General features: G+C 57.4%; 25 protein-coding genes and 1 riboswitch. Of the genes, 13 read left to right on the top strand and 12 right to left on the bottom strand.

What is annotated here, in order from left to right; translation table 11 throughout:
• Window positions 1-132 precede the first annotated feature (132 nt).
• Window positions 133-1323 (top strand): ammonium transporter, encoded by a 1191-nt coding sequence (locus tag KO498_RS10805; RefSeq protein ID WP_215959905.1) that lies wholly within the window; start codon window positions 133-135, stop codon window positions 1321-1323.
• 37 nt (window positions 1324-1360) lie between these two features.
• Here the strand turns inward: KO498_RS10805 and KO498_RS10800 are convergent, their stop codons facing one another.
• Window positions 1361-1834, bottom strand: a complete 474-nt coding sequence (locus tag KO498_RS10800) for a type II toxin-antitoxin system RatA family toxin (protein ID WP_215959904.1) — start codon at window positions 1832-1834, stop codon at window positions 1361-1363.
• 71 nt (window positions 1835-1905) lie between these two features.
• On the opposite strand from KO498_RS10800, the gene hpt reads away from it, so the two are divergent.
• From hpt to KO498_RS10780, 4 genes are all read left to right on the top strand, one after another.
• Complete coding sequence (hpt, locus tag KO498_RS10795) at window positions 1906-2451, top strand: hypoxanthine phosphoribosyltransferase (protein ID WP_215959903.1); 546 nt, start codon at window positions 1906-1908, stop codon at window positions 2449-2451.
• Window positions 2448-2630, top strand: a complete 183-nt coding sequence (locus tag KO498_RS10790; protein ID WP_215959902.1) for a hypothetical protein — start codon at window positions 2448-2450, stop codon at window positions 2628-2630. The genes hpt and KO498_RS10790 overlap by 4 nt, the downstream gene beginning before the upstream one ends.
• 63 nt (window positions 2631-2693) lie before the next feature.
• The gene (locus KO498_RS10785; protein WP_215959901.1) at window positions 2694-3593 is read left to right on the top strand and encodes a c-type cytochrome; all 900 of its coding nucleotides are present in this window, start codon (window positions 2694-2696) and stop codon (window positions 3591-3593) included.
• 3 nt (window positions 3594-3596) lie between these two features.
• A complete protein-coding gene (locus KO498_RS10780) occupies window positions 3597-4652 on the top strand; it encodes an FAD-dependent oxidoreductase (protein WP_215959900.1) in 1056 nt (351 codons plus the stop codon).
• Here the strand turns inward: KO498_RS10780 and KO498_RS10775 are convergent.
• The 3 genes from KO498_RS10775 to KO498_RS10765 all read right to left on the bottom strand — a co-directional run bounded on the left by KO498_RS10775 (window position 4649) and on the right by KO498_RS10765 (window position 7278).
• Window positions 4649-5035, bottom strand: coding sequence for a hypothetical protein (locus KO498_RS10775; protein WP_215959899.1), 387 nt, complete (start codon window positions 5033-5035; stop codon window positions 4649-4651). The two genes, KO498_RS10780 and KO498_RS10775, sit on opposite strands and share 4 nt — an antisense overlap.
• A 2-nt stretch (window positions 5036-5037) precedes the next feature.
• The gene (gene lipA, locus KO498_RS10770; RefSeq protein WP_215959898.1) at window positions 5038-5991 is read right to left on the bottom strand and encodes a lipoyl synthase; all 954 of its coding nucleotides are present in this window, start codon (window positions 5989-5991) and stop codon (window positions 5038-5040) included.
• Window positions 5992-6117: 126 nt separating this feature from the next.
• Window positions 6118-7278 carry a DUF6456 domain-containing protein gene (locus KO498_RS10765; protein ID WP_354667655.1) on the bottom strand — a complete coding sequence of 387 codons (1161 nt, stop codon included), beginning with the start codon at window positions 7276-7278 and terminating at the stop codon, window positions 6118-6120.
• A gap of 175 nt (window positions 7279-7453) precedes the next feature.
• Here KO498_RS10765 and KO498_RS10760 point away from each other — a divergent pair, with 175 nt between their 5' ends.
• On the top strand, window positions 7454-7768 hold the full coding sequence (locus KO498_RS10760) for a DUF6477 family protein (protein ID WP_215959897.1): 315 nt from the start codon (window positions 7454-7456) through the stop codon (window positions 7766-7768).
• A gap of 78 nt (window positions 7769-7846) precedes the next feature.
• On the opposite strand, the gene KO498_RS10755 is transcribed toward KO498_RS10760, so the two are convergent.
• The 4 genes from KO498_RS10755 to KO498_RS10740 form a co-directional block, all read right to left on the bottom strand.
• Window positions 7847-9394 carry a trimethylamine methyltransferase family protein gene (locus KO498_RS10755; RefSeq protein ID WP_215959896.1) on the bottom strand — a complete coding sequence of 516 codons (1548 nt, stop codon included), beginning with the start codon at window positions 9392-9394 and terminating at the stop codon, window positions 7847-7849.
• A 118-nt stretch (window positions 9395-9512) separates the two neighbouring features.
• Complete coding sequence (locus KO498_RS10750; RefSeq protein ID WP_215959895.1) at window positions 9513-10196, bottom strand: MgtC/SapB family protein; 684 nt, start codon at window positions 10194-10196, stop codon at window positions 9513-9515.
• A 74-nt stretch (window positions 10197-10270) separates the two neighbouring features.
• Window positions 10271-10597, bottom strand: coding sequence for a Lin0512 family protein (locus KO498_RS10745; protein WP_215959894.1), 327 nt, complete (start codon window positions 10595-10597; stop codon window positions 10271-10273).
• Window positions 10594-10941, bottom strand: a complete 348-nt coding sequence (locus KO498_RS10740) for a Lin0512 family protein (protein ID WP_215959893.1) — start codon at window positions 10939-10941, stop codon at window positions 10594-10596. The genes KO498_RS10745 and KO498_RS10740 overlap by 4 nt, the downstream gene beginning before the upstream one ends.
• Window positions 10942-11045: 104 nt before the next feature.
• Here KO498_RS10740 and guaA point away from each other — a divergent pair, with 104 nt between their 5' ends.
• The 7 genes from guaA (at window position 11046) to KO498_RS10705 (ending at window position 17930) form a co-directional block, all read left to right on the top strand.
• Window positions 11046-12617, top strand: coding sequence for a glutamine-hydrolyzing GMP synthase (guaA, locus tag KO498_RS10735; RefSeq protein WP_215959892.1), 1572 nt, complete (start codon window positions 11046-11048; stop codon window positions 12615-12617).
• A 45-nt stretch (window positions 12618-12662) separates the two neighbouring features.
• Window positions 12663-13541: a DMT family transporter gene (locus KO498_RS10730; RefSeq protein WP_252731386.1), complete on the top strand. Its 879-nt coding sequence runs from the start codon at window positions 12663-12665 to the stop codon at window positions 13539-13541.
• Between the two features lie 27 nt (window positions 13542-13568).
• On the top strand, window positions 13569-14471 hold the full coding sequence (locus KO498_RS10725) for a DMT family transporter (protein WP_215959891.1): 903 nt from the start codon (window positions 13569-13571) through the stop codon (window positions 14469-14471).
• An 83-nt stretch (window positions 14472-14554) separates the two neighbouring features.
• Window positions 14555-15412 carry an ATPase gene (locus tag KO498_RS10720; protein WP_215959890.1) on the top strand — a complete coding sequence of 286 codons (858 nt, stop codon included), beginning with the start codon at window positions 14555-14557 and terminating at the stop codon, window positions 15410-15412.
• Window positions 15413-15421: 9 nt separating this feature from the next.
• Window positions 15422-16375, top strand: a complete 954-nt coding sequence (locus tag KO498_RS10715; protein ID WP_215959889.1) for a homoserine O-succinyltransferase — start codon at window positions 15422-15424, stop codon at window positions 16373-16375.
• Between the two features lie 63 nt (window positions 16376-16438).
• Window positions 16439-17320: a polyphosphate kinase 2 gene (ppk2, locus tag KO498_RS10710; RefSeq protein WP_215959888.1), complete on the top strand. Its 882-nt coding sequence runs from the start codon at window positions 16439-16441 to the stop codon at window positions 17318-17320.
• Entirely contained in the window at window positions 17313-17930 is a 618-nt protein-coding gene (locus tag KO498_RS10705; RefSeq protein WP_215959887.1) for a TetR/AcrR family transcriptional regulator, read from the top strand. Before ppk2 ends, KO498_RS10705 begins: the two co-directional genes overlap by 8 nt.
• A 2-nt stretch (window positions 17931-17932) precedes the next feature.
• Here KO498_RS10705 and KO498_RS10700 read toward each other — a convergent pair whose 3' ends face one another.
• The 4 genes from KO498_RS10700 to edd all read right to left on the bottom strand — a co-directional run bounded on the left by KO498_RS10700 (window position 17933) and on the right by edd (window position 21943).
• Entirely contained in the window at window positions 17933-18769 is an 837-nt protein-coding gene (locus KO498_RS10700; RefSeq protein ID WP_215959886.1) for a fumarylacetoacetate hydrolase family protein, read from the bottom strand.
• 25 nt (window positions 18770-18794) lie between these two features.
• Window positions 18795-19241, bottom strand: a complete 447-nt coding sequence (locus tag KO498_RS10695) for a 6,7-dimethyl-8-ribityllumazine synthase (protein ID WP_215959885.1) — start codon at window positions 19239-19241, stop codon at window positions 18795-18797.
• Between the two features lie 69 nt (window positions 19242-19310).
• Window positions 19311-19446, bottom strand: a riboswitch (FMN riboswitch).
• 27 nt (window positions 19447-19473) lie between these two features.
• Entirely contained in the window at window positions 19474-20112 is a 639-nt protein-coding gene (gene eda, locus KO498_RS10690; protein ID WP_215960482.1) for a bifunctional 4-hydroxy-2-oxoglutarate aldolase/2-dehydro-3-deoxy-phosphogluconate aldolase, read from the bottom strand.
• Between the two features lie 10 nt (window positions 20113-20122).
• Window positions 20123-21943, bottom strand: coding sequence for a phosphogluconate dehydratase (gene edd / locus KO498_RS10685; protein WP_215959884.1), 1821 nt, complete (start codon window positions 21941-21943; stop codon window positions 20123-20125).
• Window positions 21944-21997 lie beyond the last annotated feature (54 nt).

Here is a 21997-nt window from a genome sequence, read left to right as displayed (position 1 = left end):
ACCCCTCAAATTCAGCCCAAAAAACAGGCGCTTTGCAATTTGCCTGAACATTGAGCGCGCGTGGCTCTTTTTTGAGCGGAGGCATTCCGCTTAGAGCGTGGCTAACAGAAATTCGTCACGAGGGAAGATCAGATGAACGCAGCGGATACCGCTTGGATTATAGTCGCCACAGCCCTGGTGCTGTTCATGTCTCTGCCCGGCCTCGCGCTGTTTTACGGCGGGCTTGTGAGGGCGCGCAACGTGCTCAGCGTGTTTATGCATGTCTATGCGATTGCCTGCTTGATGAGCGTTCTGTGGTTGGCATTTGGTTACTCGATCGCCTTCGGCAGCGGAGAGACAGGCTACTGGGGAGGACTGGGCAAAATGTTCTTGTTCGACATCACCCCCGAAACCCCCTCCGACATTGCATCAAACCTTCCAGAAATCCTGTTCTTCGCCTTTCAGATGACCTTCGCAATCATAACCCCCGCGCTCATTGTCGGCGCTTATGTCGAGCGCATCGGCTTTGGCTTTGTGCTGTTGTTCTCAGGCCTCTGGATGCTGCTCTGCTATGCGCCGGTCGTTCACTGGATCTGGGGCGGAGGCTTTCTGGCGGATGGCGGCATTTTCGGCGAAACCGGCGTGCGGGACTTTGCCGGAGGTATCGTTGTTCACGAAACTGCAGGCATTGCCGCTTTGGTTATCGCGGTGGCACTGGGCGCACGCCGCAACAAAACCACACCGCCGCACAACCCCGGTTATGTCTTTATCGGTGCCGCGATGCTCTGGGTCGGCTGGTTCGGTTTCAATGGCGGCAGTCAGCTTGCCGCTGACGGCGGCGCGGCAATGGCTTTAACAGTAACGCATATCTCGGCAGCCACGGCCTCTCTCACATGGGCGCTCTGGGAAAAGCTGAAATACGGCAAAGCTTCGCTCGTTGGCGTCGTCACCGGCACGATCGCCGGCCTCGCTTCGATCACCCCCGCCTCCGGCTTTGTTGGCCCGATTGAGGCGCTGCTGATCGGTGGCGTTGCAGGCGTCCTCTGTCAGGAAGCGGTTCTGCTCATTCGCAACAGACTAAAGATCGACGATACCCTTGATGTTTTCGCGGTTCACGGTGTTGGCGGTATCTTCGGAACCATCATGATCGCTGTGTTTGGCGCCGGAACCTGGGCCGCACAACTCGGCGGGCTGGCGATTGTCGGTCTCTTCACCATTGTGGTGAGCTATGCATTGGTCAAGCTCTGTGCTCTTGTCACACCTTTGCGGGTTGACCATGAAAGCGAAGTCAACGGCCTTGACCTGTCGGTGCACGGCGAACGCGCTTACGATCACAGCTCCTAGGCTGATAGCGGGCGTCTGCCAGGCGCCCGCTTTACTTTTATGCTTGCCCTTGTGACGACCCGCGCTCTGCCCCGTAAAGCGTGTCAGCGCGCGCTTCAAAAGCCTTCACAATCCGCTGCATCGCTTCAAAAAAGAACAGGCCAGCCGCCTTTTGCAAAACAATGTTTCTAAACTCGAAGTCAACATCGAATGCGACCTCACACCCGCCTTCGCTTTCTGCAAACCGCCAGTTGGAGCGCAGGTATTTGAACGGCCCGTCGAGGTATTCTGTCTCGATCAACCCTTGTTTCTCAAACAAGCCGACACGGCTACCAAAGCGCTCGCGAAACAACTTGAACCCGATCACCAGATCAGCCAGCATTTCTTCACCGCCCTCAACCTCAGACACCGAGCGCACCCGCGCCGCGGCACACCACGGCAGAAACTCGGGGTAGCGCGCCACGTCAGCAACCAAGGCAAACATTTGCTCGGGGCTATAAGGCAAGGTTCTGGTTTCGGCGTGGTTTGGCATAGGTTCGGTCTTTTTGCGTTGCGAGTGCGTCATCCTTTCGTATGCTAGGCGAGATAAATCAAGGGGTAAGCATGCCGCACCGTCCATATGAAATTGATGTGATGATCTCGGCGAAGACTATCGCCGCACGCATCGAAGAGCTAAGCCGCGAGATCGAAGCCGAGTTTTCAGACACCGACAAGATCGTGGTGGTCGGCCTTTTGCGCGGATCGTTTGTCTTTATCGCCGACATTGTGCGAGAACTTGATATCGGGGTTGAGGTCGACTTTCTCGAGGCGTCCTCATACGGCGACGGCATGGAAAGCAGCCGTGAAGTGCGCATCCTCAAAGATATTCGCGGGCAGATCGAAGGCCGTGATGTGCTGGTGGTCGAAGATATCGTTGACACTGGCTACACGCTTGATCACGTCATTAACCTGCTAGAAAGCCGCAAACCCCGCAAGCTGCGCACGATTGCCCTGCTCGACAAACCAAGCCGCCGCGAAACCGGCGTTAGGGCCGACTGGATCGGCTTTGAAATCCCTGATGAGTTTGTCGTCGGCTACGGAATCGATTTTGCACAACGTAACCGGAACCTACCCTTTATCGGCAAGGTTCGCTTTACTGACGACCAATGAATCCCTGGCACTGGCTGCGTATGGCCAAATGGGCCCGTCGCCCGCCTTCAAAAAGCCGCGTCAAGCTTGTGTTTGTGGTCTTGGTGCTATGTTTGTCGATCGCCGCTGTAGAGCGTTTCATCGGTTGGCCCGAGGCGCTGACGCTCGAAAAGCCGCCGCGTTTCAACCTCAAGCCATAAGCCGCCGAAGCGGCTTGTTGCAGAACTATTCCTCTGTATCCTAAGACATAACAGGAGAAGCTTATGCGTAAATGGTCAATCCGGATACTTGTCTTCACGGCGCTTGGCTTCGCTGCGTTCTGGCTGCTGACACGCCCCCAAACCCTGCCCGACAACGCCTTTGCCGATTTGATTGGCGACCCGAGCGCTGGCGAGCAAGTCTTCTGGGCTGCGGGCTGCGCCTCCTGTCACTCTGCGCCAGACGCAAAGGACGAAGAAGACAAGCTCGTTCTTTCAGGCGGTCAGCGTTTCCCCTCGCCCTTCGGCACGTTCATAGCGCCCAACATTTCACCCTCTCCCGAGGGCATCGGTGGCTGGAGCACGCATGACCTCGGCAATGCAATGCTTTACGGAAGCTCGCCCAAGGGCCAGCATTACTACCCTGCCTTTCCCTATGCCTCTTATGTGCGCATGAAACTGCGCCCCGCCGGTTTGCAGGATGTGGCGAACCTGCACGCATATCTGCAAACTTTGCCGCCATCGTCGCAAGCCAACGCTGCGCATGATGTCAGCTTTCCCTTCAACATCCGCCGCGGCCTTGGTCTCTGGAAGCGCATCTTCATCAACGACTACTGGATTGTCTCGGTGCCGCTTGACGACCAGCAATTGCAACGCGGCCGTTACCTCATCGAAGCACTCGGCCATTGCGCCGAATGTCACACACCGCGGAACGCGGTTGGCGGCTTGCTCTACGATCAGTGGCTCACAGGCGCGCCTGACCCTTCCGGCAAGGGCCGTGTGCCTGCGGTCAATGCACTGGATTGGAGCGCCAAAGACATTGCCTATTATCTTGAAAGCGGCTTCACACCGGAGTTTGATAGCGCCGGAGGCCATATGGTCAACGTCGTTGAGAACATGAGCAAGCTTACCTCAGAAGACCGCGAGGCAATTGCAGCCTACCTCAAATCCCTTTCAGAAAAGTAACTTGTGCCACATGTAGCAATCATCGGAGCCGGCCCGACAGGCCTGACAGCTGCCCTCGAGCTCAAGCGCCTCGGTGTTGATGTCAGCATCTTTGAAAAGCGCCCTGGCCCTTCAAAGCTCAGCCGTGCCGTGGGCCTTCAGGCACACTCGCTTGAAATCTTCAAACCGAGTGGTGTGGCCGACAGTATCCTTGCTGAAGCGATCTCCTTCAAAGGGCTGATCTTTCACGATCAGGCTCGTCCGCTTGCCAAGTTACCACTCAATTTTGACAAAGGCTCTCAGCTTTGGGGCCTCGCACAAGATCGCACAGAAAGCCACATCGTGGCGGCGCTCAACGCGCTGGGCGTCGACGTGCAGTATGGCGCGCGGTTTGAAACACTCATGCAAGATGCGAGTTCGGTTGTCGCAACGGTCAACGGCGCGCATAAGCGGTTTGACTATCTTATCGGTGCTGACGGCGTGTTTAGCAAAGTTCGGCAAGAAATCGACATGAGCTTTGACGGGTATGAGCTTGATAAACAATGGTCAATCGCCGATGTTCGTTGCGATAGCTGGCAAAATCCTCAGCATTTTCAAGCCTTCCTTCTTGAGCATGGCAATGTCGCCGTTGTCGTTCCGCTTGAAGCCGGACGCTTTAGAGTAATCTCTTCAACCCCCGACGCGCTCAAAGCCCTTCCAGTGCCGATGAATGTGCTCGAAATCATTCGGTCTGGCACCTTCAACATTTCAGTGCGACAGGTTGCACGCTATCAGAAAGGCCGTGTGTTTCTTGCCGGTGATGCTGCGCATTGTCACTCGCCAGTTGGCGGGCGCGGCATGAACCTTGGCATCGCCGACGCGGCCGATCTGGCAGCGCGCATCGCGGCCGGTGAAACCGAAGGGTATACTGCAACACGCCATGCCGAGGGCGCACAGGTGCTGGCTTTATCAGAAGGAGGCCGCAGGATGATCCAGTCACAAGCGCCGCTAAAGCGCTTCGCGGTCAAATCTGCTATGCGCGTGCTCAACCATGTGCCCCCACTGGCGCGGTTTGCTGTCCGCAAGTTCACCAATGGCTAAGGCAACAACCGCCGAAGGCGCACATAGCGCACCGCCATAAGTGCGCCCCAGAAAGTCACTCCAAAAAGCAAAAACAAACCTTCGCCGGGAGTAAACAAGCCGAGCATGATCATTGCCAAGCCGCCAAGGCTTAGTAGCGGAAACCCCACTGCCCCCATCACCGCCACACGCGGCTTGAACTGTTTGGTTTCCTCAAACGGCCGACACACCAGCCAAGGCAATGCGAAATAGCTGCTCACCGCGATCAACGGCAGCACTACTAGCAGTTGTAAACTGATATCTGGCGGGCAAACCACAGCAGCAATCGTTATTGCAGCGTGGACAAAAGCCAGCATGATCAAAGAAACACCAAAGGCGCGCAACAGATCTTCTATTATTCGCACGCTTAGGCCGTTCCGAGCTTTTTCTCACGCGCCGCCCGCAAGCGTTCAAAGTCGTCACCAGCATGATAGCTTGATCGCGTCAGTGGTGTCGCCGAAACCATGTGAAAGCCTTTGCCATACGCAGCCGTTTCATAAGCGGCAAACTCGTCAGGATGGACAAACCGGTCAACTGCGTGGTGTTTGGGCGTAGGTTGCAAGTATTGGCCGATAGTCAGAAAGTCGATGTCGGCGGCCCGCATGTCATCCATCACTTGCAGCACGCCCATCTTGTCTTCGCCAAGGCCAACCATAATGCCGGACTTGGTGAATATCGACGGATCAAGCTCTTTCACCCGTTGGAGCAGGCGCAAACTATGAAAGTAACGTGCACCCGCCCGCACTTCAGGGTAAAGCCCGGGAACTGTTTCAAGGTTGTGATTAAACACATCTGGTTTTGCATCAACAACGATCTCTAACACACTGGGATCGCACTTCAAAAAATCAGGTGTCAGGATTTCAATCGTGGTGTTCGGAGCACGGTGTCGTATGGCGCGAATGGTCTGTGCGAAGTGCTCGGCGCCGCCGTCTTCAACGTCATCGCGGTCAACCGAGGTGATCACAACATGGTTCAGGCCCAGTTTTTGCACCGCATCAGCAACACGCCCGGGCTCAAACGCATCCAGCGCTTCCGGAGGCTTGCCCGTGGCGATGTTACAAAACGAGCAGGCCCGCGTGCAAACCTCGCCCATGATCATCATCGTCGCGTGGCCTTGGCTCCAGCATTCGCCCGCATTGGGGCATGCAGCCTCTTCACACACAGTCTTAAGGCTATTTTCGCGCAGGATATTTCTGGTTTTCGTATAGCCTTCGCCTTGTGGTGCCTTAACCCTGATCCAGCTCGGCTTTCGGGGTTGGGCATTGTCAGGCTTATGGGCCTTCTCGGGGTGGCGTTCACCCGGAATGTTCAAATCACGCATGTCGTCTTTCCTTCGCCGTAGGCCTACTTGCGACGTAAGATAGGCGCAAATGCCGCGAAAGCAAACCGCCAAATCAAAGGTGGCGGGCCTGCGTATAGCGCATAGCCCGCCAGCAGAACACGCACTTTATCCGATCATCTGGCTACTGCCGATCTTAGTGTAATGGCCCGCCAACCGTGCCAGCGCGATACGCAAGACGATCTTGCCCGAACGCGCCGACCAGCCAAGTGCACGCTCCGCTGTTTCAACACCTTCAAGCTGACAGCAACACCGCAGTGCGACGTCGCCAAGACCAACCCCCAATTCAGCCAACGCAGCGCCCGCGCGCGCCATAGCGGCCTCCGAAGACAGGGGCTTGTCCGCTGATTTTGTTGTCGTAGTTTCCCCCGCGATCAAGCCATCCCAATCCGGCTTTTCGCCCAAACCTATCTGCGCCAACTCGAAGTCTTCGCGCAACCTCTCCCCCGCAGCCACAAGCTCGGGCGGCAGGAAAAGTTCGCCGTCCTTTTCACGCCGCCGCGCCAGTAACATCAACGGTGATTCTCCGCCGCAGTAACGCGCGCGCTTGGCCCCTTCAGCCGCAAATCCGGCTTGCGGCTCAAAGCCTGCGGGGGCTTCGGCAAAGCCTCCTGCTCGATTCTCGGCTTCAGCCAGCAGCCGGTTAAGCGCCGCACGGCCTGCGTTTGTGATACGGTAGCGCGCAACTCGGCCCTCACTGGCACATTGTATCCATTCCTTGAGCGCCAGGGCCTGGGCCAGCGAACGCTCAACAATGGCCGTGCGCGTGGTGGTTTCAGAGGCGGTTTCGCGCACCACAACGCCCTTTTCCATCTCACCGGCCAGAGCCAGCACCGCCCCCGGCTCGGACAAACGGCGCAAAACACGGCGTGCTTCGCTCTGGAAGGTGTCATCGTCAGGCAAAGCGGCAGCTTTGTTCATTACCATAGTCATTATTGGAGTGTCCTTGTCGCTTGCACGGGGGCTGTTGCAGCCAGCACGCCCTGTGCAGGGTTTCACTAAGCCGCTAAGAGCTTCGTCAATGAGCGGGTCATCTCGGAGGTGCTCCCATCGGCTGACTTGCCGTGAAATGGTTGAGGCGTGGCAGGCGCGTGCACGGCCAATGGCCCTAATCGGCAATCCAAACTCGATATGCGCAAGATAAGAAACCAACGGTTCCGGAGTCCAACGCGGCCAACTGGCCTTTAAGCCTTCAAGCTGTTGCTGCGCGGTTTCGGTTTTTGTCTGGCTTTCCATCTGGCTCATTCGAGTGCCGTTCACTTTGTCCACAAGTTTACCTACAACCTAAAAGTGTGTTCTTACACATTGGTTAATTTTCACGTATTGGTAATTTTTCTTGCCAAATCATAAACGTGTCTAAAGGCAGCGCACGGCGTGAGACCGCTTTGCGCAACACCCGCTAAGGTTGTGTACCTTCACTCCCAGTTAACAACCGGAGATAGCCATGCAGAACCTGACCAAACGCCTTGATGCCCTCAATCGACCGCAGTTGCTGGTGCAGGCTGCCAGATCTGGGCTCGCAACGTACCGGCGTGAAACACACCTGAGTCGCGCTATGGGAGATTTCGGACATGCCAGGCTCGTGCGCACGCAGCCAGCCCTTGAGCGGCTGCTTGACGTCGAACATGACCTGAACACACAGCGCCGCACTTGCGATACAGGCTACAGCTACGCCCGCCACATCGAAGTTCTGATCGCGATCATGGCAGAGTCCCAGCTGCTGCGCGACGGCTACGGTCATATGATCGCAGCGCAATGAGCAGCATCTCGCCCCGCCTCCAAAAAGAAAACGGGCGCCCTTTACGGACGCCCGCTAAATCATCAACCGTCCAGTCGACTAGATAAACGCGTCTGGCATCGAGGCTTTCTTCTCGGCAACAAAGGCCTCAAGCGCGGCGTTGATCTCGGGATCAAGCGGCGGCGCCTGATACTGTGCAATTAGCGTATCAACCCGTGTCGCCGCGAGTGTGCGGGTATCGCGCGCGCCCTCGTCTTCCCATGTTTCACACGGCTTGTAGTCAAACAAATCCGATTTCCAGAAAGCTGTCTTGAAGTTGGCCTGCGTGTGCGCGCAGCCAAGGTAGTGCCCCCCGGGGCCAACCTCGCGAATTGCATCCATCGCCTGTGCATCTTCCGAGATATCAACACCCTTGGCCATCTGGTGCAGCGTGCCGAGCTGATCGGCATCCATGACGAACTTTTCGAAATCAGCAACAAGCCCGCCTTCGAGCCAGCCGCATGAGTGCAGCATAAAGTTCACCCCCGACAGCAAACCCATGTTAAGCGAGTTTGCAGTTTCGTAAGCTGCCTGCGCATCCGGCAGCTTTGAGCCACAGAAAGACCCCGCCGAGCGGAACGGCAATCCAAGGCGGCGCGCAAGCTGGCCTGCACCATATGTGACAAGACTGGCCTCAGGGGTGCCAAAGGTCGGTGCACCGGAGTTCATGTCGATCGAACTTACAAACGCGCCGAAGATAACCGGCGCGCCCTTACGGCAAAGCTGTGAGTAAGCCACGCCCGCCAGAACCTCGGCCAATACCTGCGTCAACGTGCCAGCAACCGAGACCGGCGCCATAGCCCCGCCAACGATAAACGGCGAAATGATACAGGCTTGGTTGTTGGTCGCATAGACCTCCAAAGCCCCCATCATCACGTCATCAAATGTCATTGGTGAGTTGATGTTGATCAGCGAGGTCATCACCGTGTTCTCTTGGATAAAGTCCTTTCCAAAGAGAATGCCGCACATATCAACACTGTCCTGAGCGCGGCTTGGCTCGGTGACCGAGCCCATGAAAGGTTTGTCGCTCAGCTGCATATGCGCCAGCAGCATATCAAGATGGCGCTTGTTCACAGGGATATCGGTCGGCTCGCACACTGTTCCGCCGGAGTGATGCAACCATTTGCTCATGTAGCCAAGCTTCACGAACTTCTGGAAATCAGCCATCGTTGCATAGCGGCGGCCACCGGCTGTGTCGCGCACAAAGGGCGGGCCATAGACAGGCGCCAGAACGAGGTTCTTGCCACCAATGACCACGTTACGCTCCGGGTTGCGGGCATGCTGGGTAAACTCGCTCGGCGCGGTTTTGATCAGCTCGCGCGCAAGCCCCTTGGGAATGCGCACCCGCTCGCCTGTCACCTCGGCTCCGGCATCACGCCAGCGCTGCAAGGCCGCAGGGTTGTCAACAAAGTTAACTCCTATCTCTTCCAGCACCTGTTCGGCGTTGGCTTCGATCACCTGCAAGGCGGCCTCGTCGAGCACCTCGAAATTGGGAATATTGCGCTCAATATACTTAGCAGTGTCAAACGAAACACTGCTGCGCTCGGCGCGCCGTGCTGCTCCGCCGCCGCCGCGGCCACGTTTGCGGGCTGTTGTTGCTTCTGTCATCGTTTGGTTCCTCGATCCGAGAGCAAAAGAAATACTTGATGCTTACACTTATCAAGCCCCGTCGCGGCCCCGCTCATGGATTGCGGCGAATGAGCCTCAAAAGCGACATCTGCCGCATTTAGCTCTCGTCCAGCGCCTCCCAACGCAGGCCTATCACCCGCGCATCGCCTAAAAGCGGGGTAATCGCCGCCTTGAGCAACGTGTCGTCACGGTCTTCAACTGTGAGTTCGATAGTGAGATCGGAAAGTCCTTTCGCCCCGTTCTGGCTTTCAATTGACTTGATCTCGAATCCCGTGGCGCTGAACTTGCTGACAACCAGTTTGCGCAGGGACTTTTCATCATCGGTGCTGATGCAAACGCGGTAATCCTGGTGCAAAGCACTGGCAGCGCCGGTCTTCTTCTTGATCCACTTGACCACAGGCCGCAGCCCGAGGTTCACAAACACAATCAATGCCGTGAGCAACAGCCCATGCAGCAAGAAACCGGCGCCAGCCATAATGCCAACAGCTGCCGAACACCAAAGCGTCGCCGCGGTGTTCAACCCATGCACCGTAAAACCGTTGCGAAAGATGATGCCTGCGCCAAGAAACCCGATACCAGACACCACCTGAGCCGCAACCCGCGTCGGGCTGAGCTCGTCAGGAAACTGCGTCGAAAACACCACAAACCCCGCCGCCCCAAGCGCCACGAGCGCATTGGTGCGCAGGCCGGCCATACGTTGCCTCACCTGTCGCTCAGAGCCGACAAGTGCTCCACAAAACAGGGCAACAACAAGATTTAGGGCAGCAATTTCGATAGGCATCTATTTTCTCCGGCTCATCTGAAAGTATAGCCAAGCCGCCTTCAACGATTGGCCAAAAACGGCAGATCACGGCCCTAAGCCTTCAGTTTCCATCCGGATTGCGGAACAAGAAAGACCTCAACCGCCGCCGTCGCAATATGGTTTGCGCCCTTCTGGCCGCCAAACACCACCTTGATCTCCGGCGTTTTCGTCAGCGAAACCGATACCCCATCGGGTGTTACGTCAGCAGGCTCCTGTACACCGATCGTGACATTGACGCGAACATCCTCAGGCGCAATCTCAAGTGTGTTCAAAATATCCAGCGAAGCATGCATCAGCGCCTGATCAACCGCTCTTTGCGCCGCGTCTGTAAGGCTCACGGCACTCACGCCCATGCCCATTCCGATGATCAACCGCTTCATGATACGCGCTCCATATCAAGTGAAACACTCAAGCTTACATGGGCGATCACGGTCGGGTTGCCATGCCCCTCCGGACGCGGAATATCAAGCCCGCCTTGGCTAAGCTTGAACGTGACCTGCCCGTATGGAAACACCTCCTCAAGCCCCGCAAGATCAACCGCATCGGGCCGCTGCACAGCCACATCAACGGCAATGCGCATCGCTTCCTTTGGAAGATCAAACAGCTCGGCCAGATTGATCGAATTGTGCCAAAGTGCGTTTTGCAATGCCCGCTTGGCGGCCTGTGTATAATCTCCGCGCCTGAGCGACGTGCCCATGCCGTATTCGGTTAACATATGCTGCATAAGGCTCTCCCGATTGGTGTTCTTGTAAGAAGTAGCGCCAAAAGGAGCCGAACCCAAGCCGCAATAGCCGTTGCGCTTGGCTCAACTTCTGCCTATCTGGACAGATGACAGATACATCACATGACCGCCTTCTTATCATCGACTTTGGCTCACAGGTTACGCAGCTTATTGCGCGCCGCCTACGCGAGCTAAACGTCTACTGCGAAATTCACCCCTATCAGAACGTCACCGACGCCTTCGTGACCGAGTTCGCCCCCAAGGCGATCATCTTCTCTGGTGGCCCTGATTCAGTGATGCGTGAAGGCTCGCCGCGCCCGCCGAAAGCCGCATACGAAGCTGGCGTGCCGATCCTTGGCATCTGCTACGGCCAGCAAGTGATGATGCATGACCTCGGCGGCAAAGTCGAAGCCGGTGAACACGCCACAGCCGAGTTTGGCCGCGCCTATGTAAAGCCAACTGAGGGCCGCCCCGACTTTGTGAAGGGCTGGTTCATGGACGAAACAGGCCAAGAGCAGGTCTGGATGAGCCACGGCGACCACGTCAGCGAAATCGCCCCCGGATTTGAAGTGCTCGGCACATCGCCCGGAGCTCCCTTCGCGATCACAGCCGATCTCGCCCGCAACTTCTACGCCGTGCAGTTCCACCCCGAAGTGCACCACACGCCCAACGGCGCCACACTGTATGAGAACTTCGTGCGCATGGCTGGCTTTGCCGGCGACTGGACGATGGGTGCCTACCGCGAAGAGATGATCCGCAAAATCCGCGAGCAAGTCGGCGACAAGAACGTGATCTGTGCTCTCTCCGGCGGTGTCGATTCGTCTGTCGCCGCAGCGCTCTTGCACGAGGCCATCGGCGAACAGCTCACTTGCGTGTTTGTTGACCACGGCCTGCTGCGCCTTAACGAGGCCGAAGAAGTCGTCGGCATGTTCCGCGACAACATGAACCTCAAGGTCATTCATGCCGACGAAACCGAGCTGTTCCTCGGTGAGCTCGAAGGCCAGTCTGACCCGGAAACCAAACGCAAGATCATCGGCCGCCTGTTCATCGACGTGTTCCAGAAATACGCCAATGAAATCGACGGAGCCGAGTTCCTCGCCCAAGGCACGCTCTACCCTGACGTGATCGAAAGCGTCTCGTTTTCCGGCGGGCCTTCGGTGACGATCAAGTCGCACCACAATGTCGGCGGACTGCCCGAAAAAATGGGCCTCAAGCTGGTCGAGCCGCTGCGCGAGCTCTTCAAGGACGAGGTGCGCGAACTTGGACGCGAACTTGGCTTGCCCGCCAGCTTCATCGGTCGTCACCCCTTCCCTGGCCCTGGCCTTGCAATACGCTGCCCGGGCGAGATCACCCGCGAGAAGCTTGAGATCCTGCGCAAAGCCGACGCGGTCTACATCGACCAGATCCGCAAACACGGCCTTTACGATGACATCTGGCAGGCCTTCGTCGCGATCCTCCCTGTGCGCACCGTGGGTGTGATGGGCGATGGCCGCACCTATGACTTCGCCTGCGCCTTGCGCGCGGTGACGTCTGTTGACGGTATGACAGCGGATTACTACCCGTTCAGCCACGAATTCCTCGGCGAAACCGCGACGCGGATCATCAATGAAGTCAAAGGCATCAACCGCGTGACCTATGACATCACCTCAAAACCTCCGGGCACGATCGAATGGGAATGAGCGACACCCAGGCTTGCAATTTGACTGTGTTTTCCAGCCAAAGCCATGACTGACAAGGCACTCGTCCTGCGCGCGGCCCTCTGGATGAGCGGTGCGATTGCCTCGTTTACGGCTATGGCTGTTGCGGGGCGGGCTGTCAGTTTTGAGCTCGACACCTTTGAAATCATGACCTATCGCAGCCTTATCGGGCTCGTGATCTTGGTGGTTGTCACCAGTTTAACTGGCCATATTCGCGAGGTGAACAAGCGCAGCCTTGGCACGCATTTCGCCCGCAATCTGGCGCATTTCACGGGGCAAAACCTGTGGTTCTTTGCCATCACCGCAATACCTCTGTCGCAGGTGTTTGCGCTCGAGTTCACCTCGCCGATCTGGGTGTTGGTGCTCTCGCCCTTCTTGCTGGGCGAAAAGATGACCAAGATCAGAGCCTTATCAGCCTTGCTGGGCTTCGTTGGCATCTTGATCGTCGCGCGCCCCTTTGCCGAGCCGCTCAGCGCTGGCATTGTAACGGCGGCTCTGGCGGCGATCGGGTTTGCTCTGACGATCATTCTAACAAAGCGCCTCACCCGCACCGAAACCCTCACTTGCATCCTGTTTTACCTTACGCTTATGCAGGTCGTCTTCGGCCTTCTCTGCGCCGGATACGACGGCGACATCGCCCTGCCCTCAGCCGCGACTGCACCTTGGTTACTGCTGATCGGCTGTGCGGGGCTGTTGGCACATACCTGCCTGACAACCGCGCTTTCACTGGCCCCCGCCACAGTTGTCGTGCCGATAGACTTCACCCGCCTGCCGCTGATTGCTGTGATCGGGGTCTTGTTCTACGAAGAGCCCATCAAAACCTCGATCTTTCTCGGCGCGGTGCTGATCTTCGCTGGAAACTATCTCAACATCTGGACGGAAACCCGCAAGAAACGGGTGGCCTAAAGCTGTCAGTTTCGCAAGGTTGGCAAAATGAGCACACAAAAACAAATAAGCCCGCGCGCATGGGCCGAGCTTTTGCTTCTTGCTCTTGTCTGGGGCGCTGTGTTTTTGTCAGTGCGCATCGCGCTCAACGAAATCGGTGTGCTGAGCACCGTTGCGCACCGTGCATTCTGGGCAGCCTTGGTGCTCTGGATACTGGTGCTTGTCATGGGCTTGCCTGTTCCACGCGCAGCGCGGGTCTGGCTCGGGTTTGCCGGCATGGGGCTGCTTAACAATGTCATCCCCTTTACTCTGCTCAACTGGAGCCAGCTGTACATCGAAAGCGGTTTGGTTGCGATCATCAACGCGGCGACAGCCATATTTGGTGTGTTGGTCGCGGCAGTGTTCCTGGCGGACGAGCGGCTAACTTGGCGCAAGACTATCGGCGTTGTCATTGGCTTTGCAGGCGTGGCCACAGCCATTGGCCTTAGCAATCTGCTGCAATTTGATCTGCGCTCGCTGGCGCAACTTGCGGCTTTGACAGCCACGCTCTCCTATGCGTTTGCTGGCGTATGGGCTCGCAAGTTTCTGGGCGGTTTGCACCCGCTGGTGGCCGCTGCCGGCATGCTCAGCTTTACGGCACTTGTGATGGTGCCTCTGGCTTGGGGGCTTGAGGGGCCGCTCAGCCTTGCCCTGCACGCCGAAACACTGGCAGCAATCGCTTATTATGCGCTTGCGGCAACGGTGTTGGCATACTTCCTCTACTACCGCGTTCTGGCAATGGCCGGATCCGGCAACTTGATGCTCGTGACACTGCTCATGCCGCCCATAGCGATAGTCCTTGGTTGGGTTGTTTTGGGTGAAGAACTGCCGCCAAACGCCCTTGCAGGCTTCGCAATTTTGGCTGCAGGACTGGCGATAATCGACGGTAGAGTGCTCAAGTTGCTTCGCTAAGAGCTTGAAATTGCGTTCGCTTTGGCAGGATCGTTGACGGCGCAGGCCGCCGCCGTTACGACAAGCATAAAAGGAGCCTCGCCATGCTGTATAATTCTGCTCAAGAATGGCAAAACGCCGTGCATAAACGCGTGTTGTTTTTTGGCATGTCTGGTCTCGGGAAAACCCATGTTTCCAACACCCTACGGGATGAAGGCGACTGGTTTCACTACTCCGTTGATTACCGCATAGGCACCCGCTACATGAGCGAGCCGATCGTTGATGCCTGTATGCAGGCCGCCATGCGCGAGCCGTTTTTAGCGCAGATGCTCAAGCGTGACGCAATCTCGCTCTCAGCCAATGTGCACACCCATGATTTGAGCGCTGTCAGCACCTACCTCGGCAAACCCGGGAGTGCTGCCAAAGGCGGGCTCAGTCTGCAGGAATACAAACGCCGGCAAGCGCAGTTCAAAGCCGCCGAGATAAGCGCGCTCCAAGACACCACACACTTCATTGCCCGCGGGCAAAAAATTTACAGCTACCCACACTTTATCTGTGATACCGGCGGCTCTATCTGCGAGTGGGTTGATGCCGAAAACCCTGATGACAAGATCCTTAAAGCGCTGTCGGAGAACACGCTGATGATTTGGCTCAAAGGCAGTGATGCCCATATAAACGAGCTCATTGCGCGCTTTGACCGAGCCCCGAAACCTATGGCCTACCAACCCGAGTTTCTTGCATCAACTTGGAGCAAATATCTAAGCAAAAACAAATGCTCGGAAGACGAAGTTGATCCTGATGACTTCATCCGATACGCCTATGGACGCGCCCTCACACACCGACAACCACGCTATGAAGCCATGTCACAATGGGGCGTAACTGTGAGCGCCGAAGACATCTCAACCGTGCGTGACAGCTCTGATTTCAACGCTGTCGTCAGCGCCGCACTCACCGCCAAGTAGGACTCCATCATGCCAATCAAACTGCCCTCACATCTGCCTGCCTACAATGTGCTTTCAAACGAGGGCGTGATGGTGATGGACGAAGATCAGGCGACACGACAAGATATCCGCCCGATGCGCATCGGCTTGCTCAACCTGATGCCAAAAAAGATCCAGACCGAAAACCAGTTCGCACGCCTTATCGGGGCAACACCGCTGCAAATCGAGTTCTCCCTGATCCGCATGAGCAACCACCGGACCCGTAACACTGCGGCCGAGCACTTGGCCGAGTTTTACCGCCCGTTTGACGCCGTAAAGGCCTCAGGCGAAACATTTGACGGGCTGATCATCACCGGTGCTCCGATCGAGCATTTGCCTTTTGAAGATGTCGACTACTGGCAGGAACTTTGCGAGGTGTTTGACTGGACGCAAACAAATGTCCACTCGACTTTTGGCGTCTGCTGGGGCGGAATGGCAATGGCGCACTACTTCCACGGCGTCAAAAAACACCTGCTCGAAAGCAAGCTTTTTGGCTGCTATCGACACATGAACTTTAGGCCGCAAAGCCCTTACCTTAGAGGGTTTTCTGATGATTTGACCATGCCAGTAAGCCGTTGGACAGAGATGCGGAAAGACGAAATCAGCGCCGCCGGACTAGATATCTTGCTGCACTCCGATGAAGTCGGCCCGGCACTGGTTCAAGACAGCAAGCACCGCGCACTCTACATCTTCAATCATCTGGAATATGACAGTAACACTCTGGGCGAAGAGTATCAGCGCGACCTTGCCTCAAACCAGATCGAAGGCGCCGAAATCGCCCTGCCGGTAAACTACTATCCGCAAGACGACCCCAGCAAAGCGCCGTCTAACCGCTGGCGCAGCCACGCGCATCTGCTCTACGGAAATTGGGTCTCCGAACTCTACGAGACCGCGCCCTACGATATCAGCAAGATCGGGCAGGAAAGCACCGACAGGCGCGGCTAGCAGCCATTGCCCTTGGCCGCCTGAGCCGCCATATTGAGTGCAACACAACAAGGAACCAGCCGTATGGACCTGCCATTTGACGGGGCAATCAGCCAGTATTTTGCCGAAGACGCCCCTTCCGAGGTGCGCAACGCTATCAAGCGCGGTGACAAGGGCGACATCCTCAGCCGCGATTTTCCACATTCCGAGCGCCTGCCGCGCAAAGCCTACGAAAAAGAGCTCGCCGCGTTGCAAATCGAACTGGTTAAGCTGCAAAGCTGGGCCAAAGAGAGTGGCGCACGCGTCGCCATCGTATTTGAAGGCCGTGACGCTGCCGGCAAAGGCGGCACCATCAAGCGTTTCCGCGAGAACCTCAATCCGCGCGGCGCCCGCGTCGTCGCTCTTTCAAAGCCGACCGAAACCGAAGCCACGCAGTGGTATTTCCAGCGCTACATTGATCACCTGCCAGCGGGCGGCGAGATCGTCTTTTTTGACCGCTCGTGGTATAACCGCGGCGTGGTTGAGCACGTCTTCGGCTTTTGCACCGATGATCAACGCGAGCACTTTTTCTCTCAAGTTCCCGCCTTTGAAAACATGCTGGTCGACGAAGGTATCCTCTTGTTCAAAGTCTGGCTCAACGTCGGACGCGCCGAACAGCTGCGCCGCTTCCTCGGCCGCGAACGTGACCCGCTCAAGCATTGGAAACTTAGCTGGATCGACGTTGAGGGTCTTAAAAAATGGGAGTCCTACACCGCTGCCATCAAAGAGACGCTCTCGCGCAGCCATACCGAAACCGCGCCGTGGATCGTTGTGCGTTCGGACGACAAACGCCGCGCCCGTCTCAACGGGATCCGCGCGGTGTTAAGCCAGATCGACTACGCAAACAAAGACGAAAAGGCGCTTGGCACGATCGACAGTTCGGTCTGTGGCGGCCCCGAAATCTGGCCAGCCAACAGCGATGCGTAAGCGCGGCTATCATCATGGCAATCTGCGGCAGGCGCTCGTTGAGGCGGCCTTGCAACTGATCGAAGCCAAAGGCCCAACGGGCTTCACCCTGTCTGAGGCCGCAAAGCAGGCAGGCGTCACCCCCGCCGCTGTCTACCGGCATTTTGAGGGCCGAGAAGACCTGATCGCAGAAGCCGCGCGGCAGGGCTATGAAATCTTCGCCGATGTTATGCAGTTCGCCTATGAAAAAGGTCAGCCCTCTGCCCTCGCCGCCTTTGAGGCCACAGGCCGCGCCTACCTTGCCTTCGCGCGCAAATATCCGGGGCATTACATCGCCATGTTTGAAAGCGGTGTCTCGGTAAACCGCACACCCGAACTCGCCGCGATCTCGATGCGTGCGCGCGGTGTGCTCGAACAAGCCGCAGCCGAGCTGTCAGCCCATATCCCTGCCGACAAGCGCCCGCCCGCCTCGATGTTTTCAGCCCATATCTGGGCGCTCAGCCACGGTGTCGTCGAGTTGTTTGCGCGCAATTCTCCCGGCACGCAAAGCCCCTTTCCGCCCGAAGACCTGCTCGAAACCGGCATCGGCGTCTACCTGCGCGGCCTCGGCCTGATCGACCCTGACAGTTGACGCTACAGCACTTCCGTACGCTGCGCCCCTAGCCCTTCAATCTCAAGTTCCATCACATCGCCCGAGCGCAAAAACCTCTGTGGTTTCAGCCCCATACCAACGCCCTCAGGCGTGCCGGTGGCGATCACATCTCCAGGCACCAAGGCCATAAACTCTGACATATGTGCAATAATCTCGGCGACCGAGAAAATCATGTCTTTCGTCATATTGTCCTGCATCACGGCCCCGTTCAAGCTCAGCTTCAAGCGCAGGCTCTGCGGGTCAGGAACCTGATCGGCGGTCACAATATACGGCCCGCACGGCCCAAACCCCGGTGCCGACTTGCCCTTGGTCCACTGCCCGCCACGCTCGGTCTGAAACGCACGCTCCGAGAGATCATTGATCACGCAGTATCCGGCCACATATCCAAGCGCGTCCTCAACACTCACATTCTGCGCCCGTCTGCCGATCACCACACCCAGCTCGACTTCCCAGTCGCTCTTCTCACTGCCCACAGGAAGTGTCAGTGCGTCATTAGGCCCAGCCAGACACGAGGCCGACTTGTTGAAAATGATCGGCTCTTTCGGGGCGTCCATGCCGGCTTCCCGCGCGTGTTGCGCATAGTTCAGCCCAATGCCGTAAAAGGTTTCAACATGGCTGACACAAGCCCCAATTCTCGGCCTTCCGGTCACCAGCGGCAGGCTCGCAGGATCAAGCGCCTTGAGACGTTCAAGCTGATCCAACTCAAGCATTTCACCGCCCAAATCACCAATCACCCCCGTAAGATCGCGGATGTTGCCCTGCGCATCAAGCAGCGCCGGTTTCTCTTCGCCCACAGGCCCGTATCTCAACAGTTTCATGTGTCTACTCCTTTGGTTGCCCAGTTTAGCCAAGTTCCCTGTAAAGAACAGCCAGATCAGCGGCAGCCTGCGCCGCTTCAGCGCCCTTCTTGAGGAAATGCTCGTGGTAAAACTGTTCATGCTCGTCAGACGGCTGAAAATGATGCGGTGTTAGTGACACCGACAACACCGGAACACCTGTTTCAAGCCCCGCTTGCATCAGCCCGTCAACAACGGCAGCGCCAACAAAATCATGCCGATAAATCCCGCCATCAACCACCAGAGCCGCGGCGATCACAGCGTCATACCCGCCGCCCGCCGCGAGTTTCTTTGCCAGCAATGGCATCTCGAAAGCCCCCGGAACATCAAACACATCAACCTGTGCTTCAAGCCCGAGCTCAAACAGTTTTTTGTCAAACCCGACAAGGGCTTGATCAACGATCTTCGCGTGCCACCGCGCTTTGATAAAGGCGAATTTTGGGGAAATTGTCATAGCTCTTTGATCCTTCCATAGCAGACAAGATCCCAGAGCGTCAGAAACCCGCAGCCCAAAAGCCACGTGCTCCATTCTCTACCATCCGGACTATACCGTCGGCTTTGGAATTCCACCAAATCTGCTGACCCAAGTGTTGTGAAACACGAAGCGCTCGCGGGCTGTCACCGCCGGTGGGGAATTACACCCCGCCCTGAGAATACCTCAGCGGTAAAGCTTCGCGCCACAAGTGTCAATTGAGCGCTGCGGCATCCCGTGCCAGCGCTTCAATGCCTGCCCAGTCGCCGGCCTTAACAAGCCCCTCAGGCGCAACCCAGCTGCCGCCCACACAAACGACATTCGGCAAACTCAGATAGTCGGCTGCGTTCTTCAGGCTTACGCCGCCCGTCGGGCAAAATGACGCCTGCGGCAAAGGCCCACCCAGCGATTTCAAGGCAGGTGCGCCGCCCGAAGCCTCCGCCGGAAAAAACTTGAGCATGTCATAGCCGCGTTCCAGCAGCCTCATCGCTTCACTGGCTGTCGCAGCCCCCGCAATAAGCGGCAAGCCCTCGTCTTCACAGGCTGCGATCAATGCATCAGTCGCGCCCGGCGAAACTGCAAAGTTGGCTCCGGCCGCCTTTGCTGCGCGCACGTCGGAAAGCGTCAAGACTGTCCCTGCACCGACACAACCGCCGCTGATTTCGCTCATCTCCTTGATCACATCAAGTGCTGCCGGTGTGCGCAGCGTCACTTCAAGCGCCGACAAGCCGCCAGCGACCAAAGCCTCGGCCAGCGGCTTCGCATTGGCAGCGTCCTCAACCACCAGAACAGGCATCACCGCCGCCCGTTCGCATACGTCCCGCGCGCGTTTGCTCGCGTCTTTTGCTGTCATGCTCATCCCGCTATCCTCCAAACACACTGGCACCAGTGTCCGCTGGCCCGACATTTTGCCGAAAGCGCTCAAACAGCTCACGGCCCATGCCAAACTGGTTGTCGCTCAAGTCAGCCACCGCCACAGCGCGGCTCTCAACGCCTTCAGTCAGCACCTCGAGTGCGCCGCTCACAGCATCAACCCGCAAAACATCTCCGTCTTGCAGCTTGGCAATCATACCGCCGTCAAGCGCTTCCGGGCAAATGTGAATGGCCGAAGGCACCTTGCCCGAGGCCCCTGACATGCGCCCATCTGTAACCAGAGCAACCTTCTGACCACGCCCCTGCATAATCGCCAGCATCGGCGTCAGCGAGTGCAACTCGGGCATGCCGTTGGCGCGTGGCCCCTGAAAGCGCACCACGATGATCACATCGCCGGCGTTCTCTTGGCTCAGCTCTCCGGCCTTGAACGCGTCCTTAACGGCATCCTGCGTCGTAAACACCCGCACAGGCGCCTCAACAACGCGGTGCTCTTCTGCGACAGCCGAGATCTTCATAACACCGGTTCCAAGGTTTCCCGACAACCGCGCAAGGCCGCCCGTGGGCTGAAACGGGTCAGACACAGGCCGCAGTATCTTGTCATTCAGACTCTCGCCGCTGCCGTCTTGCCACGTCAGCACACCATCCTGCAGCTTCGGCTCACGGGTGTAGTTTTGGAGGCCTTCACCCGCAACAGTTCGGGTGTCAGGGTGCAAAAAGCCCGCCCCAAGCAACTCACCAATCATATAGCCAAGCCCGCCCGCGGCGTGAAAGTGGTTCACATCCGCCAACCCGTTCGGATAGACCCGCGCGATCAGCGGCGTCACTTCCGACATTTCCGCAAAATCTTCCCAATCAAGGATGATCCCGCCAGCCCGCGCCATTGCGATCAGGTGAATAAGCAGGTTTGTAGAGCCGCCTGTCGCCATGAGCCCGACAATGCCGTTCACATAGGCCTTTTCGTCAAGAATATCGCAAACCGGCGTGTAGCTGTTGCCAAGCGCACTCAAGCTTAAAGCGCGGCGTGCGCCTTCAACGGTCAGAGCATCGCGGATCTCGGTGTTGGGGTTTTCAAAGCTCGCCCCCGGCAGGTGCAGCCCCATGAACTCCATCAGCATCTGGTTCGAGTTCGCCGTGCCGTAAAACGTGCATGTCCCGGGGCCGTGGTAGGCCGCCATCTCTGCAGCCATTAGCGCTGCGCGATCAACTTCACCGGCTGCAAACTTCTGGCGCACCTTGGCTTTTTCATCATTCGGCAAGCCGCTGGTCATTGGCCCCGCAGGCAAAAATACCGCCGGCAAATGCCCGAAGGCCTGCGCGGCAATCACCAAGCCGGGCACGATCTTGTCGCAAACACCAAGAAAGACAGCCGCATCAAAGGTGTTGTGGCTCAGCGCAATGCCTGCTGCCATCGCAATCGCATCACGTGAAAACAGGCTCAGTTCCATGCCCGCCTCACCCTGCGTGACACCATCACACATCGCTGGAACACCGCCCGCAACCTGCGCTGTGCCGCCACTCAAGCGCACAGCTTCGCGGATCAACTGCGGATAGCGCTCAAACGGCTGATGCGCCGAGAGCATGTCGTTGTATGCGGTGACAATGCCCAGATTGCCCGCCTCACCCTTGGCCAAAACGCTTTGGTCTTCGCCTGCGCCAGCAAAAGCATGGGCCTGTCCGCTGCACGAAAGATGTGCCCGCGATGGCCCTGCGCCTCGTGCCTGTGCCATACGAGCCAGATAATCAGCACGGCTATCTTTGCTGCGGAGCGCAACCCGCTCGGTAACCGCCGCCAGTGTCGGATGTATTGTCATGCTATGCTCCTCAGCAACTTCACAGCAAAAGTCATAGCACATTTACGCCAATGT

The organism is Lentibacter algarum (assembly GCF_018860975.1).
GTDB classification, from domain to species: domain Bacteria; phylum Pseudomonadota; class Alphaproteobacteria; order Rhodobacterales; family Rhodobacteraceae; genus Lentibacter; species Lentibacter algarum_A.
Note: the sequence above shows the minus strand (reverse complement) of the source record. Positions and strands in the feature narration are given on the sequence as shown.

Excerpts from the sequence above, each read along its gene's own strand:
- hpt (WP_215959903.1), top strand. The coding sequence starts at position 1,906 with ATGCCGCACCGTCCATATGAAATTGATGTGATGATCTCGGCGAAGACT.
- KO498_RS10750 (WP_215959895.1), bottom strand. The coding sequence starts at position 10,196 with ATGCCTATCGAAATTGCTGCCCTAAATCTTGTTGTTGCCCTGTTTTGT.
- KO498_RS10740 (WP_215959893.1), bottom strand. The coding sequence starts at position 10,941 with ATGCAGCATATGTTAACCGAATACGGCATGGGCACGTCGCTCAGGCGC.
- KO498_RS10725 (WP_215959891.1), top strand. The coding sequence starts at position 13,569 with ATGAGCACACAAAAACAAATAAGCCCGCGCGCATGGGCCGAGCTTTTG.
- KO498_RS10730 (WP_252731386.1), top strand. The coding sequence starts at position 12,663 with ATGACTGACAAGGCACTCGTCCTGCGCGCGGCCCTCTGGATGAGCGGT.
- guaA (WP_215959892.1), top strand. The coding sequence starts at position 11,046 with ATGACAGATACATCACATGACCGCCTTCTTATCATCGACTTTGGCTCA.
- KO498_RS10715 (WP_215959889.1), top strand. The coding sequence starts at position 15,422 with ATGCCAATCAAACTGCCCTCACATCTGCCTGCCTACAATGTGCTTTCA.
- KO498_RS10790 (WP_215959902.1), top strand. The coding sequence starts at position 2,448 with ATGAATCCCTGGCACTGGCTGCGTATGGCCAAATGGGCCCGTCGCCCG.
- eda (WP_215960482.1), bottom strand. The coding sequence starts at position 20,112 with ATGACAGCAAAAGACGCGAGCAAACGCGCGCGGGACGTATGCGAACGG.
- KO498_RS10745 (WP_215959894.1), bottom strand. The coding sequence starts at position 10,597 with ATGAAGCGGTTGATCATCGGAATGGGCATGGGCGTGAGTGCCGTGAGC.
- KO498_RS10755 (WP_215959896.1), bottom strand. The coding sequence starts at position 9,394 with ATGACAGAAGCAACAACAGCCCGCAAACGTGGCCGCGGCGGCGGCGGA.
- KO498_RS10805 (WP_215959905.1), top strand. The coding sequence starts at position 133 with ATGAACGCAGCGGATACCGCTTGGATTATAGTCGCCACAGCCCTGGTG.
- edd (WP_215959884.1), bottom strand. The coding sequence starts at position 21,943 with ATGACAATACATCCGACACTGGCGGCGGTTACCGAGCGGGTTGCGCTC.
- KO498_RS10800 (WP_215959904.1), bottom strand. The coding sequence starts at position 1,834 with ATGCCAAACCACGCCGAAACCAGAACCTTGCCTTATAGCCCCGAGCAA.
- KO498_RS10720 (WP_215959890.1), top strand. The coding sequence starts at position 14,555 with ATGCTGTATAATTCTGCTCAAGAATGGCAAAACGCCGTGCATAAACGC.
- KO498_RS10785 (WP_215959901.1), top strand. The coding sequence starts at position 2,694 with ATGCGTAAATGGTCAATCCGGATACTTGTCTTCACGGCGCTTGGCTTC.
- KO498_RS10695 (WP_215959885.1), bottom strand. The coding sequence starts at position 19,241 with ATGACAATTTCCCCAAAATTCGCCTTTATCAAAGCGCGGTGGCACGCG.
- lipA (WP_215959898.1), bottom strand. The coding sequence starts at position 5,991 with ATGCGTGATTTGAACATTCCGGGTGAACGCCACCCCGAGAAGGCCCAT.
- ppk2 (WP_215959888.1), top strand. The coding sequence starts at position 16,439 with ATGGACCTGCCATTTGACGGGGCAATCAGCCAGTATTTTGCCGAAGAC.
- KO498_RS10700 (WP_215959886.1), bottom strand. The coding sequence starts at position 18,769 with ATGAAACTGTTGAGATACGGGCCTGTGGGCGAAGAGAAACCGGCGCTG.
- KO498_RS10705 (WP_215959887.1), top strand. The coding sequence starts at position 17,313 with ATGCGTAAGCGCGGCTATCATCATGGCAATCTGCGGCAGGCGCTCGTT.
- KO498_RS10760 (WP_215959897.1), top strand. The coding sequence starts at position 7,454 with ATGCAGAACCTGACCAAACGCCTTGATGCCCTCAATCGACCGCAGTTG.